Here is a 14,126-nt window from a genome sequence, read left to right as displayed (position 1 = left end):
TAAGGATTTAAGATGAAGTGGATTATTCCGATTGTCCTACTAATGATTGTTGCTAGCTTAGGTTCAGCCCTGTATTACATGATGAAGGATAGGGGCAATAGTTCCAGAATGGTTCGCTCACTCATGCTACGTATCGGTCTATCGCTTGCGCTATTCATCGGGATTCTGTTGGCTCACTACTTTGGCCTAATTGAATCCACAGGCATCAAAGTAGGTACAAACTAAACCGGCTATTCCGGCTATTAATACTGGGGTGCCTAAAAATCAATCGGGGCTTAACGCCCCGATTTTTTATTCAACTTACATCCAGTAAACGGCGATATAAAGACCAAGCCAAACAACGTCAACGAAGTGCCAATACCAAGCAGCACCTTCGAATGCAAAGTGATGCTTAGAAGTAAAGTCGCCACGAATCATACGACGCAAGACAATCGCCAACATAGTGCCACCAAGAAAGACGTGGAAACCGTGGAAGCCAGTCAACATAAAGAAAGTAGATCCGTAGATGCCTGAAGTCAGCTTCAAGTTCAACTCATGATAGGCATGGTAGTACTCGTAAGCCTGAAAGCCTAAGAAGATAAAGCCTAGACCAACTGTAGCAGCCAGAGCAATGATGGCCTTCTTCATGTGGTTTTCAACCAGAGCATGATGCGAGATAGTAATTGTGACGCCAGAGCTCAACAGTAAAAAAGTGTTGAGGGTAGGAATAGGCCAAGGACCCATCGTCGTAAACTTCTCAACCAAACCAGCGGGGCCATCATTAGGCCAAACTGCTTGGAAATTAGGCCAAATCAATTTGCTTTCCACATCGCCCATCCAAGGCATTGCAATATTCCGCGCATAAAAAAGAGCGGAGAAGAATGCAGCAAAGAACATAATTTCAGAGAAGATGAACCATGCCATCGACCAGCGATAAGAAATATCTACGTTGACACCATTTTTGCCAGAATTCGATTCGGCGATCGTATCGCCAAACCAGTTGTAGAGCACAAATAAAATCCATGCCACGCCAACTAAACTCATAGCGCCACCCCAAGAGGTGTGATTGACCCAACCGGTCATACCATAGCCAAAGGCGATTAAACCAATAGCAGCCATGGCTGGATGTCTAGATAGTCCAGGGACGAAATAGTGTGGGGTTGAATTGGATGACATCTTATTCTCTCTATCAATCAAAAAATAATCATTGGGATACAACTGCTTTCACTATTAAGAGCAGGATAGCCATAAAAATCAAGGCTCCAACAACACCCGCAATAATAATGTGTACAAAAGTTAATGACGCTACATCTTCCTGCAAACCTGATTTCTTACGCACTCCTAAAAAACCCCACATCACGGCTTTCATAGACTGCGTAAAACTACTTTTTTTCTTCACGAAACTACCTTTGATTTTGGCGCTGGTGGAGTACCACCTAAACCTAGCTCAAAGAAGGTATACGACAAGGTGATCGTTTTCACATCATCTGGCAAGCCTGAATCAATTACAAACACTACTGGCATCTTCTTAGTTTCATTGGCTGCCAAAGTCTGCTCTTGAAAACAAAAACATTCCAACTTAGTAAAAAACTCAGTAGCACTTTTTGGCGCATAACTGGGGATTGCTTGAGCACGCACGGAACGACCAAGATTATTGGTAACTTCGTAAACAATCTCTGTCATTTCACCAGGGTGTACTTCTAGAAAATTCTTTACTGGCTTAAATGTAAATGGTCCACGGCTATTAGAGTCAAATTCAATTGTGACGGTACGGGCATAGTTCACTTGCGTATTGCCCACCTTGTTAGGACTAAATGCCCTAACGCCATAATCATTTTTACTCGTGACAACGTTAATGCCAGTAACTTCACACAATGCCTTATACATTGGTACCAACGCATACCCAAAGCCGAACATCATTACTGAAGCAATGAGTAGCTTAAGTAAGATTTGGCGGTTAGCAGATTGAGTAACTATCATGTTGGCAAAGTGGGATTAACCCAAAAAGCTCCACTTCATCACAATGCCAATAAAGAACACTGCAGCAATGCTCAAAAGAATGAGCCCTAAGCGACGATTATTCGCTGCTAGGGCTTGTTGAGAAGACGTATTAAATTCCTGCTTCACGCAACTGCTCTGCACTAGGAGGTGTTTCAAAAGTGTGGTGTGGGGCTGGTGAAGCGACAGTCCACTCTAAACCCTTAGCACCATCCCAAGGCTTGGCTGGAGCCTTCTCACCATAGCCGCGATAAGCAGGCAGTGCTACAAAGAACAAGAAGTACACTTGCGCCAAACCAAAGCCGAGCGCTCCAATCGAGGCAATAGAATTGAAGTCAGCAAACTGAGTTGGGTAGTCTGCATAACGACGTGGCATACCTGCGAGACCCAAGAAATGCATAGGGAAGAAGGTAATGTTAAAGAAAATCATGGAAGCCCAGAAGTGGATCTTGCCGCGAGTTTCATTTGCCATATAGCCAGTCCACTTAGGGCACCAGTAGTAGAAGCCTGCAAACATCGCAAACAAGGAACCCGCTACCAAAACATAGTGGAAGTGCGCTACAACGTAGTAAGTATCTTGCAGGCCAATATCAATCGGAGCCATTGCCAGAATCAAGCCAGTAAAGCCGCCCATCGTAAATACGAAGATAAAACCAATAGCCCACAGCATTGGAGTTTCAAAGGTCATCGACCCTTTCCACATAGTTGCGACCCAGTTAAAAATCTTCACGCCAGTTGGTACAGCAATCAACATCGTTGCATACATAAAGAACAGCTGGCCAGTGACCGGCATACCCGTCGCAAACATATGGTGAGCCCAAACGATGAATGACAAGATCGCAATAGACGATGTTGCATAAACCATAGAGCTGTAACCAAACAAGGTTTTTCTGGAGAAAGCAGGAACAATTTCACTGACGATTCCAAATGCTGGAAGAATCATGATGTAAACCTCTGGGTGACCAAAGAACCAGAAAATATGCTGGAACATGATTGGGTCACCGCCACCAACAGCAGAGAAGAATGAAGTGCCGAAGTGACGATCAGTCAAAACCATCGTAATCGCACCAGCCAAAACAGGCATCACCGCGATCAACAAGTAAGCAGTAATCAACCAAGTCCAACAGAACATTGGCATCTTCATCAAAGTCAAACCAGGAGCGCGCATATTCAAAATGGTGACGATGATGTTGATCGATCCCATGATGGAAGAAGCACCTAACAAGTGGAGTGAGAAAATTGCCATATCCATGCCAGGACCCATTTGTGAGGTCAAAGGTGCATAGATAGTCCAGCCGCCAGCAGGCGCGCCACCAGGAACTAGGAATGAGCTTAACAACAAGGTTGCAGCGACTGGCAAAATCCAGAAGCTAAAGTTATTCATCCGTGCAAATGCCATATCCGATGCGCCAATTTGCAATGGCACCATCCAGTTAGCAAAGCCAACGAAGGCTGGCATGATCGCACCGAACACCATCACCAATCCGTGCATAGTAGTTAATTGATTAAAGAACTCTGGACGGAAGAATTGCAAACCAGGCTGGAACAATTCCAAACGAATTCCTAAAGCCATCAGGCCGCCAGCTAATAAGCTAACAAACGAGAAGATTAGGTACATCGTGCCGATGTCTTTATGGTTGGTTGCGAACAACCAACGGCGCCAACCATGTGGCGTGTGATCATCGTGCGCATGATCGTGTGCGTGATCGTGGGTAGTAGAGACTGTGCTCATGAATTACTCCGGTTTCGTTTTATCTATATTAGTTAATCTGAATTACTTGCCGCCGCGTGCAGTAATAATTTCCTGGGTCTGAATGACTTCACCGGTCTTATTGCTCCACGAGTTACGGGTATAGGTCATGACTGCAGCGATATCACCATCAGAAATCACGCCAGCCCATTTCGGCATCGCGCCCTTTCCATTGATCAGGATATTGAATTGGCCAGCTTTTGGACCCAGGACCATCTTGCTGCCATCCAAAGCTGGGAATGCGCCTGCACCTTTGCCATTTGGCTGGTGGCATGCTGCACAGTTCGCTGCATACACTTTGGCACCGCGTTCTTTTTGCTCATCCAAGGTGTAAACCTTGGAGGAATCTTCGCCTCCAGCGCCCATCTCTTTCTTTTTCTGCGCAACCCAAGCCGTGTAATCCTCTTCTGAAACTACTCTCACAACGATTGGCATGAAAGCGTGCTCTGCACCGCAAAGCTCAGAACACTGGCCACGAAATGTGCCGATGGTTTCTGCTTTAAACCAAGTGTCGCGAACAAATCCTGGAATGGCATCTTGCTTTACGCCAAACGCTGGAATAGTCCATGCGTGAATCACATCGTTCGCTGTAGTAATCAAACGAATCTTCTTGCCAACAGGCACAACCATTTCGTTGTCTACTTCCATTAAATAGGTATTTGATTTTGGTGCGAGGTTGTTAATTGCTTCGCGTGAGGTAGCTAAGGTAGATACGAAGCTAATGCCTTCACCTTCACCTTTGATGTAGTCGTAACCCCACTTCCACTGATAACCAGTAGTCTTAATCGTGATGTCAGAGTTTGTAGTGTCTTTCATTGCAACAACTGTTTTAGTTGCTGGTAATGCCATACCGATCACGATGAGCAAGGGAATGACTGTCCAAATAATTTCAACAGTTGTGCTTTCGTGGAATGATGCTGACTTATGCCCCAATGATTTGCGGTGCTTCAAAATCGAATAAAACATGACGCCAAATACGCCAACAAAAATAAGTGCGCAGATCACCAACATCATCCAGTGCAACCAATGGATTTCTTGCATGATTTTGGTTGCTGGGGCAGCGAAATTCAGCTGGTTTACAGCTGGGCCACCTGGCATATTTTCAGCAGCGTATGCAAAAGCAGTGCCGAAGGCTGCTGCAAGATAGAGCGAAGCCCTAGTGACTTTTCCAAATAAATTCATCTTATTCTCTATTGATTGTCGTGAGCACTGCAGCAAAATGCACCACAAAATGCTCAAAATGCGGTCCAAAGCCAATACATCAGCCAATGATTATAGGGTTAATTAAGTTCAAGAACAAACAAGGGCAACCCAGCTCTATTCAATCTTGATCTAGGTTTAAATGATAGTAAACACTTACACTTAAGCAGGATATTACCTAGTCTTGCGTCCAATTTGATTTACATCAATATAGGCAACGCTATCCTCCGCCTTGGCAAGGTGCTTGCCAAGGGCCCAGGCATGTCCATAAACCACCTCTAAGGTGAGTTTTTGAGGCAAATCTGCAATTTCATACTCTGTATTCGCGGTTGGATTGCCCAATTTCAATGCCTGCACATCGGCCATTAAAAGTGCTGGCTTTTCATAATCGAGAGTCAGGAGCTCCATGTCCATTACGGGATCTGAAAAACGCTCTGCCATCAGAGCATCTCCCATATCGTGCATATCCCAAGGGCTTAATAAATTTTTAAACTGAAAAGATGGGGCTTGTAGAGGGCGCAACTCTTTCCCAGTGTCGGGACCCAGATAGCTAAATGCAATGAGGCCGCCCTCACGTAACACGCGCCAACACTCCTGCAAAAAATATTTGGGATCGGCAAGGTCTTGTAATAAAAGATCACTAAATACCAAATCAACAGAATGGTCAGGAAGATCAAATTTTCCTGTGTTGAGATAGTCTGCCATGGAGTTAGTTCTGCTGGTACGCAAACATGATCGCCAATTTGCAAATACCTTAGTGCGCCACAACTGAAAACTAGATAGGCCCTCTTCAGTAATGCTATGAATACGGGCTTTGGGAAAACGTTTTGCAAAAGAAGAAAAGTGTTTTCCAGAAAAATCGGGGATGACTAAAACATCTTTGGCATCTAATTTGACGATATCAAGCTTTTGCAACATGCGGTCTGCAATTTCGTCTTGTAACCATCTGATTGGCTGGGTCATTGGCTCAGTATACTCAGCGCCCCATGCAATTTCTAGAGAAGCTTGTTTATTCAATCAGCGCACAAATATTGCCGACAGCTTGTATCGCCTGTCAGCAATTTCAAGCGCGATACATTTGCAATGCATGTCTTAATGTACTGGAGAGCAATAGCCTTATTCATTACGAGTGTTGTTATCAATGTGGTATTCCACTTCAACTTAAAGAGCTTCCTGGGCAGCATTGCCTCCACTGCAAGCAGCATTCACCGTGGTTTGATGAAACCCATTGCCTTGATCGTTATAACGGCATTTTGCAAGATGCTTTGCACCAACTCAAATATCAGAAACGAATTATATTTGCACATGGACTGGCTAAAGTGTGGAATCAAATTCAATCTACTCGATTAGAGCCATATTCTGCAGACTACCTACTTCCCGTTCCCTTGAGTAGAGAAAAATTACTCGCCAGAGGATTTAATCAAAGCTGGGAGATTGCAAGGAGAATTTGTTTCAACAAGGACATACAAAAGTTGCCGCATGCCTTAAAACGTCATCATCATATAAGCCATCAAGCGGGCAACGCTTTGCATGCGAGGCATGATGCTATTCATGAGATGTTTTATATTGATACTCAATATGTAGATCGCTTGACTGATAAGACGGTTATTGTCTTTGATGATGTCATGACCAGTGGCGCGACACTGAATGAAATTGCGCGTATTCTCAAAGATATTGGAGTGTTACGCGTGATTAACTGGGTATTACTGAGAACCACTAGACTGACTTGATCATTTGCTAAATGAATTGAAAATGCAGCATGTTTAATATTGTTTTATTCGAACCTGAAATTCCGCCCAACACGGGGAACATCATTCGCCTCTGCGCTAATACAGGAGCCAAACTGCATCTGATTGAGCCCTTAGGCTTTCCAATGGAAGATGCTAAATTACGTCGGGCAGGCTTGGACTATCACGAGTTTGCGAGTATTCAAGTACATACCAATTGGGCGCAGTTTTTAAAAAATGAACAGCCTGATCCTCAACATCTTTTTGCTTTAACTACCAAAGGCGGCGGAAAGTTTCATGATGGTCAGTATGTTGCCAGCGATTACTTCGTCTTTGGCTCTGAGACCAAGGGCATTACCGATGAGGTGCGCAACTCCATTCCCACAGCAAATCAAATGCGCCTAGCAATGCAAGATAGTAGTCGCAGCCTGAACTTATCCAATACGGTAGCTATCGTGGTCTACGAAGCTTGGCGCCAGAATGGCCTTGCCGGTGGTAAGTAAAGCTACAGGTGACTTAGGATTCAATTTTGGGGTCGCGACCCATCAGTTTTTTTAACGCTTCTTTGGGAGCGAGCTTACTAGAAAGCACTTCACCCATCATCGCTGTAATTGGCATCTCTACATTTAAACGCTTTGCAAGATCGCTCACCGCGGCTGCACATAAAACGCCCTCTGCAACATGACCTAAGCTTGCCAAGATCTGTTCTAGGGACTTACCTGAGGCTAACTCAAGACCTACACGGCGATTACGAGAAAGATCCCCCGTCGCAGTCAAAATCAGATCGCCAACGCCTGTTAAGCCCATACAGGTTTCAGATTTGCCACCGGCAGCTTTTACTAAGCGCATCATCTCTGCCAAGCCTCGAGTGAGTACTGCCGCACGCGCATTCAAACCCAGATTTAAGCCATCGCCAATACCTGCAGCAATCGCCAATACATTCTTCACTGCGCCACCTAATTCAACGCCAATCAAATCATCACTTGAATACACCCGCATATTGCCGTGATGAAAAGCGGTCTGAACAATTTCACACAGTCGCGTTGAAGTACTGGCAATCGTTAATGCGCAAGGCATACCGGCGCCAACTTCGTGCGCAAAGCTCGGTCCAGATAGAGCGCCATAAGTATGTTTCAAGCCATGGCTGTATAACTTGTCTTCACGTTCAACCACCTGGTGTGGCAACAACGCTGTGGATGGCTCTAAGCCCTTGCACAACCAAACAATATTGAGCGGGTGCTGGGCAACTTTGAGAACATGAGCAATGGTTTCTGAGAGGCCAGACATTGGAGTTGCAATCACTAAAAGATCTTCAGGCCCAAGTCGTTTGATAGCAGCTGCAAAATCACTTTCCAGGAGCAACCCTTTTGGCAATGAAATGCCTGGTAGATAAGATTGATTTTCACCACTTTGTGCGATTGCTTGCAGTTGTTTTTCACTGCGAGACCACAAGCACACTTCTTCCGCCCGAAGCTGACGCGCTGCCTGAGAGGCCATTGCAGTGCCCCAAGCACCAGCACCGAGCAGCGTCACTTTCATCGTCTGTGACCTAGCTGTTGTGCTCAATTCGGAAGAATAATTTTACTTTCATCTGCACTGTCACCCGCATTGCCGCCAGCTGCTTGCTGTGCTTGCATTAATCTGTGCTCGTACATGCCATGAAAATTAATTTCATTTAGATGAATTGGCTGGAAGCCCGCACGAGTAATAACGTCAGCCATATTCGAGCGCAGGTATGGATACAAAATCGTAGGGCAAGTGATGCCTAACATGGGATCCACTTGCTCAGCAGGAATGTTGTTGAATTCAAAAATACCTGCTTGATTGCCCTCAACTAAGAAGAGCACCTTGCCTTCAACACGTGCAGTTATGGTGGAGCTTAATGCAACCTCAAAGAGTTCATCACTCATACGTTTAACAGCAACGTCGACCTCAACTTGTACCTGTGGTTCAGCAATCACGAGGAAGATTTCAGGCGCATTCGGTTGCTCTAAAGATAAATCCTTCAGGTAAATTCGCTGAATGCGAAATGAAGGATCATTGGATTCAGCTCCTGCTGCATTGGGAGTAGAAGATTGTTCAGTCATCACAAACTTTCTTTATGTTTTTAATCTATCAAGCCAATAAAGGATCGAGCTTGCCAGCGCGATCCAAAGCAACTAAATCGTCATAGCCACCAACATGAGTCTCGCCAATATAGATTTGCGGAACAGTGCGACGACTAGTACGAGTCATCATGATTTCACGCTGTGCGGGATCGCGATCAATCAAAATCTTTTCTAAATTACTGACACCTTTTTTGAGCAATAGTTTTTCTGCCATAACGCAGTATGGGCAAACCGTAGTGCTGTACATCGTTACTTGCGGCATAGATTCCCTTACTTAACCAATGGGAGAGCGGCAGTTTTCCAGGCTTGAACACCTCCCTCTAAAATGCCAACCTGAACAAATTCGAGCTTTTGTACTTGTGCCAAGACTTTGCGTGACTGGCTACCGTTATCGCAAACCAATACCAAGGGACGTTTACGATCCAATTTCAAGGTTTCAATCGCACCAATCAGATTAGCCATGCTGGCTAGCTTTGCGCCTGGTAAATGCCCGGCTTTAAATGCTTCCTCGGTGCGCAAGTCCAAAACATGGGCCTTGCGGCGGTTTATCCAAATCGTCGCCTCAGTAGGCGACAAGCCTTTTCCGCTAATAAGCGTAGATAATGTAGGTAAGAAGAGCGCTGCGCCCGAAACCAGCAAGAGGGCAATCAGCGCTAAATTATCAATTTGCGTGAGAAAGTTCATCACCGGATTATAGAATGGCTCTATGAAACAACTTGTCCTTATTCGTCACGGCGAATCCGCCTGGAACCTTGAAAACCGCTTCACTGGCTGGGCTGACGTTGACTTAACCCCAAAAGGCGCAGAACAGGCCCTAGCTGCGGGGCAAAGTCTCAAAAAAGCAGGCTATGAATTTGACATTGCCTATACCTCGGTTTTAAGGCGCGCTATACGAACACTATGGCACATTCAGGACTCCATGGATCTGATGTGGATCCCAGTAGTGCATAGCTGGCGCTTAAATGAGCGTCATTATGGTGCTCTGACTGGTCTCAATAAAGCAGAAACTGCCGCCAAGTATGGCGATGAACAAGTCCATATTTGGCGTCGGTCCTATGATGTTCGCCCACCCTTGCTTGAAGCACATGATGAGCGTAATCTCAAAAATGATGGGCGTTACTCAAAATTAAATGCCGCTGATATTCCGCTTGGCGAGTGTCTGAAGGACAATGTTGAGCGTGTATTACCACTTTGGAATGAATCTATCGCTCCAGCCCTCAAAGCAAATAAGCGCGTATTGTTAGTAGCTCACGGTAATAGCATTCGCTCTTTAATTAAGTATATTGACGAGATGTCTGATGAGGCCATCATGGAAGTCAATGTACCCAATGGCATTCCACTGGTTTATGAGTTAGATGACAACCTCAAACCAATTCAACATTTCTACTTGGACTAATACAAGACATGCGCCAATTTCTTAAAAACTTTGCTCTCATTACAGTTGGCCTGATCGCAGGTGTAGCTGCCACTATCCAGCTCTCTGCAACAGCCCAACAAGGCACGCAGCTGCCCTTAGATGAACTCCGCACACTTTCTAATGTATTTGCGCAAATCAAACGGGAGTATGTGGAGCCGATTGAAGACAAGCAACTGTTAACGGATGCTGTCAAAGGAATGGTAAGCAGCCTAGATCCTCACTCCACTTTCTTGGATAAAAAAGATTTTTCTGAAATGCAGGAACAAACTTCTGGGAAGTTTGCTGGTTTAGGAATTGAAATTACTTCAGAAGATGGTGTTGTTAAAGTGCTCAATCCCATTGAAGATAGTCCTGCTGCCCGTGCAGGCCTGCAAGCAGGAGACTTAATTACCCGACTCGATGATAAGCCTGTGCGTGGTATGTCTCTTGATAAAGCGGTACGCACTATGCGTGGCACACCTGGTACAAAAATTACCCTGACTGTATATCGCAAGAGTGAAGAGCGTAGCTTTCCAGTCACCATTACCCGCGCAGAAATTAAGGTGCAATCTGTCAAAGCCAAAATTTTGGCTAACGATATTGCCTGGGTTCGGGTTACAAGCTTTCAAGAACGTACCGTTCCTGATCTAGCAAAAAAATTAACTGATCTTGCCACTCAAGATCCAAAACTCAAAGGCATCATTCTTGACCTTCGTAACAATGGTGGTGGCTTATTGCAAGGTGCAGTCGGTGTAGCGGCAGCCTTTCTTCCAGCCGATGCGGTTATTGTTTCAACCAAAGGACAAGCAGCTGACTCCAAGCAAGTATTTAATGCGACGCCAGCGATGTATCGCCTGAGTGAGCCCGGTGATCCATTGGCAGGTGTACCTGAGATCTTCAAGAAACTTCCGATGGTCGTTTTAGTCAACGCCTATTCAGCTTCGGCATCTGAGATTGTTGCGGGCGCCTTGCAAGACTACAAACGTGCAACGATTATTGGAAAAACTACCTTTGGTAAGGGCTCAGTGCAAACCGTTCGCCCACTGACTAATGACTCAGCTCTGAAGATCACCACTGCGTATTACTACACACCTAGTGGCAAATCTATTCAGGCTTATGGTATCAAGCCTGACATCCCCGTAGATCAAAATAAAGATGGCGATCCAGATGATGTATTGATTACCCGTGAGATTGATAGTGAAAAACACCTCCGTAACAAACAATCTGCAGAAGATAAGCTGATTAAAGATCGGGAACAACGCCGTCTCGAAGAGTTACAGCGCATTGAAGAGAAAAATGCCAAGAAAACGCCTGAGGAAAAAGAGAAAGAAAAAAATAAGAAGCCTCCTGAGCTTGGTAGCGCGGATGACTTCATGCTCAGTCAAGCCCTTGCGTTTATTAATGGGCAACCGGTGAAGCGCTCTTCTTCCAAGCTTGAGTAATTCTTTTTGGTCTGTAAATGAATGATGCGCAGCTACTCCGCTACTCCAGGCATTTACTGCTTGAAGATATTGACGTTGAAGGCCAAGAAAAGCTCTTAAATGCACATGTGTTGGTGATTGGTGCTGGCGGCCTAGGTAGCGCAGCTGCCCCCTATCTTGCGGCTGCCGGGGTAGGGCATATCACCCTCGTAGATCATGATGATGTTGAGCTAACTAATCTACAGCGCCAAATCATGCATACAGAAGCCATGGTGGGTAAAGGCAAAGTTGTCTCAGGCAAGCAATTCTTGCAACAACTCAATTCAGGAATTCAAGTTGAAACCATTCAATCAAAAGCGAATTCATCCTTATTGGATGAGCTTCTACCAAGCGTAGATATTGTTTTAGATTGCACAGATAATTTCTCAACCCGACATCTCATTAATGCCAGTTGCGTTCAACACCAAAAACCTTTAGTTTCAGGATCTGCATTACGCTTTGATGGTCAAGTCTCAGTATTTGATCCCCGCAATGAAACATCTCCCTGCTATGCCTGCATCTTCTCGCCCGAAGAAACATTTGAAGAGGTGAGTTGTGCCACGATGGGCATCTTCTCACCACTTGTCGGCATTATTGGCACTATTCAAGCAGCACAAGCTTTGCAAGTATTAATTCAATTTGGAGAGCCCCTCATAGGGCGGATGTTACTTTGGAATGCGCGCACTACTCAGGTAGATCAGATTCGCATTACACGCAACGCTGACTGTCCAGTCTGCAGCAAAAACCACTAAAGCCTAAGCTATTAAACGCTCTAAAGCTTTTGCTTGAGCCTCTGGCTCATAAGCCTTTAGCACTCTAGGTAATCGGGACTTCAACATCCCTACGTTAGCTTGTAGAATCTCACGCTTTACTAGTAGCAGTTGACTGAAATGCATCGAGAAATCCGTTAATCCCATTGCGAGCAATAGCTTGGTTAAGGTAGGATCACCAGCCATCTCACCACAGACTGCAATCGGTACATTGGCACGCTTTGCCTGCTCAATAATATTTGCCAATAAATACAAAATGGCTGGATGCAGGGGATCATACAAATGTGCCACTGCATGGTCTGCACGATCAATTGCTAAGGTGTACTGAATTAAATCGTTTGTTCCGATAGATAAAAAATTAAAACGATTAATAAACAAAGGCAAGACGAGAGCAGCAGCTGGAATTTCAATCATGGCGCCAACTTGAATATTCGGATTGAAAGGCTGTCCACGTTGCAATAATTGTTGCTTTGCTTTTTCGATCAAGCGAAAAGTTTCATCGATTTCTTTTGCATGCGCGAGCATCGGAATCATGATGCGTGCCTGACCATGAGCAGATGCTCGCAAAATAGCCCTAAGCTGTGTCAAGAAAATTTCTGGCTCTGTTAGTGACCAACGAATCGCCCGCAAACCCAATGGTGATGTGCCCGTTTGCGATACATCGGTACCGCCTGCACCTAGTGCTTTATCAGCACCTACGTCAATCGTTCTAATATTGATAGGCAAGCCATGCATTAAATCAACCACACGGCGATATTCTTGATATTGCTGCTCCTCATCTGGCAATGCTTGCTTGCGATCCATAAATAAGAACTCGGAGCGGAATAGACCAACACCAACAGCACCTAGTTTTACGGCTTGCACAGCATCTTCGGGCAACTCAATATTGGCAAAGAGTTCAATATCTACTCGATCAAGCGTTTCTGTTTTGGCATGTTTTAGTTGCTGAAGCTTACGAGCCTCTTTTAATACCTGAGTTTGGAGTTTGCGATATTCAGCTAATAAGTGTTCATCAGGAGTAACTACTACTACGCCCTGCTCGCCATCCAAAATCAGCCAATCGCCATGGCGAATCATTTCACTAGCATGGCGCACACCAACTACTGCGGGAATTTCCATACTTCGCGCAACAATAGCGGTATGCGATGTTTTACCGCCTAAATCAGTAACAAAACCAGTAAAGGCATGCTCTTTGAAGCGCAACATATCATGTGGCGCAATATCGTGAGCAACAATGATGGATTCGACTCCAACCTCACTCGATGGCAAGAAATCAGATTCGTTGAGCGCGTCTTTCTGTGCATTAAGCGCCTTAATCACACGCTCAGCCACCTGACGAATATCATTTGCGCGCTCTTTTAAATAAGGGTCTTCAATCTCAGAAAATTGCTCTAAAAGATCATTTAACTCTGTAGTCAAAGCCCAAGCAGCATTTAAGCGCTGAGTACGGATGAGCTTGATAGGTTTCTCGGCCAACGCTGGATCAGCCAGGATCATGCTGTGCACATCCAAGAATGCCGCCATCTCTTGCGGAGCATCCTTGGGTAATCCCAAGCGCAACTGAGCTAGCTCTAAACGCACTTGATCAAATGCATCTAATAATTTTTGTGCTTCAGCGTCTTCTTTGCCAGGCTCAACTAAATAATGACTAACCTCTAAAGCTGCTCGCGAAATCAATACCGCCTTGCCGATAGCAATGCCTTTTGATACCGGAATGCCGTGCAACGCGAACGTCATT

Annotated in this window: 18 protein-coding genes; 6 read left to right on the top strand and 12 right to left on the bottom strand. The window is 45.1% G+C overall.

Features of this window, described 5'->3' with window-relative positions:
* Positions 1-12: 12 nt before the first annotated feature.
* Positions 13-225 (top strand): twin transmembrane helix small protein, encoded by a 213-nt coding sequence (locus VC178_RS09145; protein ID WP_215295923.1) that lies wholly within the window; start codon positions 13-15, stop codon positions 223-225.
* Positions 226-300: 75 nt separating this feature from the next.
* Here the strand turns inward: VC178_RS09145 and VC178_RS09140 are convergent, their stop codons facing one another.
* The 7 genes from VC178_RS09140 to VC178_RS09110 all read right to left on the bottom strand — a co-directional run bounded on the left by VC178_RS09140 (position 301) and on the right by VC178_RS09110 (position 5,890).
* On the bottom strand, positions 301-1,155 hold the full coding sequence (locus VC178_RS09140) for a cytochrome c oxidase subunit 3 (RefSeq protein WP_215295924.1): 855 nt from the start codon (positions 1,153-1,155) through the stop codon (positions 301-303).
* Positions 1,156-1,183: 28 nt separating this feature from the next.
* Complete coding sequence (locus VC178_RS09135; RefSeq protein ID WP_323482390.1) at positions 1,184-1,348, bottom strand: DUF2970 domain-containing protein; 165 nt, start codon at positions 1,346-1,348, stop codon at positions 1,184-1,186.
* A gap of 26 nt (positions 1,349-1,374) precedes the next feature.
* Positions 1,375-1,959, bottom strand: a complete 585-nt coding sequence (locus VC178_RS09130; protein ID WP_215295925.1) for a cytochrome c oxidase assembly protein — start codon at positions 1,957-1,959, stop codon at positions 1,375-1,377.
* Positions 1,960-1,974: 15 nt separating this feature from the next.
* On the bottom strand, positions 1,975-2,106 hold the full coding sequence (locus VC178_RS09125) for a cytochrome oxidase small assembly protein (RefSeq protein WP_215295926.1): 132 nt from the start codon (positions 2,104-2,106) through the stop codon (positions 1,975-1,977).
* A complete protein-coding gene (gene ctaD, locus VC178_RS09120) occupies positions 2,090-3,709 on the bottom strand; it encodes a cytochrome c oxidase subunit I (protein ID WP_216127038.1) in 1,620 nt (539 codons plus the stop codon). The genes VC178_RS09125 and ctaD overlap by 17 nt, the downstream gene beginning before the upstream one ends.
* Positions 3,710-3,751: 42 nt before the next feature.
* Positions 3,752-4,909, bottom strand: coding sequence for a cytochrome c oxidase subunit II (coxB, locus tag VC178_RS09115; protein ID WP_323482307.1), 1,158 nt, complete (start codon positions 4,907-4,909; stop codon positions 3,752-3,754).
* 192 nt (positions 4,910-5,101) lie between these two features.
* The gene (locus tag VC178_RS09110; RefSeq protein WP_323482306.1) at positions 5,102-5,890 is read right to left on the bottom strand and encodes a methyltransferase domain-containing protein; all 789 of its coding nucleotides are present in this window, start codon (positions 5,888-5,890) and stop codon (positions 5,102-5,104) included.
* Positions 5,891-5,913: 23 nt separating this feature from the next.
* On the opposite strand from VC178_RS09110, the gene VC178_RS09105 reads away from it, so the two are divergent.
* Positions 5,914-6,657, top strand: coding sequence for a ComF family protein (locus VC178_RS09105; RefSeq protein ID WP_323482305.1), 744 nt, complete (start codon positions 5,914-5,916; stop codon positions 6,655-6,657).
* 29 nt (positions 6,658-6,686) lie between these two features.
* Positions 6,687-7,157 (top strand): tRNA (uridine(34)/cytosine(34)/5-carboxymethylaminomethyluridine(34)-2'-O)-methyltransferase TrmL, encoded by a 471-nt coding sequence (trmL, locus tag VC178_RS09100; protein WP_323482304.1) that lies wholly within the window; start codon positions 6,687-6,689, stop codon positions 7,155-7,157.
* A 13-nt stretch (positions 7,158-7,170) separates the two neighbouring features.
* Here trmL and VC178_RS09095 read toward each other — a convergent pair whose 3' ends face one another.
* The 4 genes from VC178_RS09095 to VC178_RS09080 are packed head-to-tail and all read right to left on the bottom strand — an operon-like array spanning position 7,171 to position 9,446.
* A complete protein-coding gene (locus VC178_RS09095) occupies positions 7,171-8,193 on the bottom strand; it encodes an NAD(P)H-dependent glycerol-3-phosphate dehydrogenase (protein WP_323482303.1) in 1,023 nt (340 codons plus the stop codon).
* A gap of 23 nt (positions 8,194-8,216) precedes the next feature.
* Positions 8,217-8,741 carry a protein-export chaperone SecB gene (secB, locus tag VC178_RS09090; protein WP_323482302.1) on the bottom strand — a complete coding sequence of 175 codons (525 nt, stop codon included), beginning with the start codon at positions 8,739-8,741 and terminating at the stop codon, positions 8,217-8,219.
* 28 nt (positions 8,742-8,769) lie between these two features.
* Positions 8,770-9,024: a glutaredoxin 3 gene (gene grxC, locus VC178_RS09085; RefSeq protein WP_323482301.1), complete on the bottom strand. Its 255-nt coding sequence runs from the start codon at positions 9,022-9,024 to the stop codon at positions 8,770-8,772.
* An 8-nt stretch (positions 9,025-9,032) separates the two neighbouring features.
* Positions 9,033-9,446: a rhodanese-like domain-containing protein gene (locus VC178_RS09080; protein ID WP_323482300.1), complete on the bottom strand. Its 414-nt coding sequence runs from the start codon at positions 9,444-9,446 to the stop codon at positions 9,033-9,035.
* 22 nt (positions 9,447-9,468) lie between these two features.
* On the opposite strand from VC178_RS09080, the gene gpmA reads away from it, so the two are divergent.
* The 3 genes from gpmA to VC178_RS09065 are packed head-to-tail and all read left to right on the top strand — an operon-like array spanning position 9,469 to position 12,370.
* The gene (gene gpmA / locus VC178_RS09075; protein ID WP_323482299.1) at positions 9,469-10,158 is read left to right on the top strand and encodes a 2,3-diphosphoglycerate-dependent phosphoglycerate mutase; all 690 of its coding nucleotides are present in this window, start codon (positions 9,469-9,471) and stop codon (positions 10,156-10,158) included.
* 8 nt (positions 10,159-10,166) lie between these two features.
* On the top strand, positions 10,167-11,600 hold the full coding sequence (locus tag VC178_RS09070) for a S41 family peptidase (RefSeq protein ID WP_323482298.1): 1,434 nt from the start codon (positions 10,167-10,169) through the stop codon (positions 11,598-11,600).
* Between the two features lie 17 nt (positions 11,601-11,617).
* Positions 11,618-12,370, top strand: a complete 753-nt coding sequence (locus tag VC178_RS09065; protein WP_323482297.1) for a HesA/MoeB/ThiF family protein — start codon at positions 11,618-11,620, stop codon at positions 12,368-12,370.
* Positions 12,371-12,373: 3 nt separating this feature from the next.
* Here VC178_RS09065 and ptsP read toward each other — a convergent pair whose 3' ends face one another.
* Positions 12,374-14,125 (bottom strand): phosphoenolpyruvate--protein phosphotransferase, encoded by a 1,752-nt coding sequence (gene ptsP / locus VC178_RS09060; protein ID WP_323482296.1) that lies wholly within the window; start codon positions 14,123-14,125, stop codon positions 12,374-12,376.
* Between the last annotated feature and the right edge of the window lies 1 nt (position 14,126).

Origin of the sequence: Polynucleobacter sp. AP-Sanab-80-C2 (assembly GCF_035012965.1) — a bacterium.
Taxonomy (GTDB): domain Bacteria; phylum Pseudomonadota; class Gammaproteobacteria; order Burkholderiales; family Burkholderiaceae; genus Polynucleobacter.
This window is presented reverse-complemented; position numbering and strand designations above follow the sequence as displayed.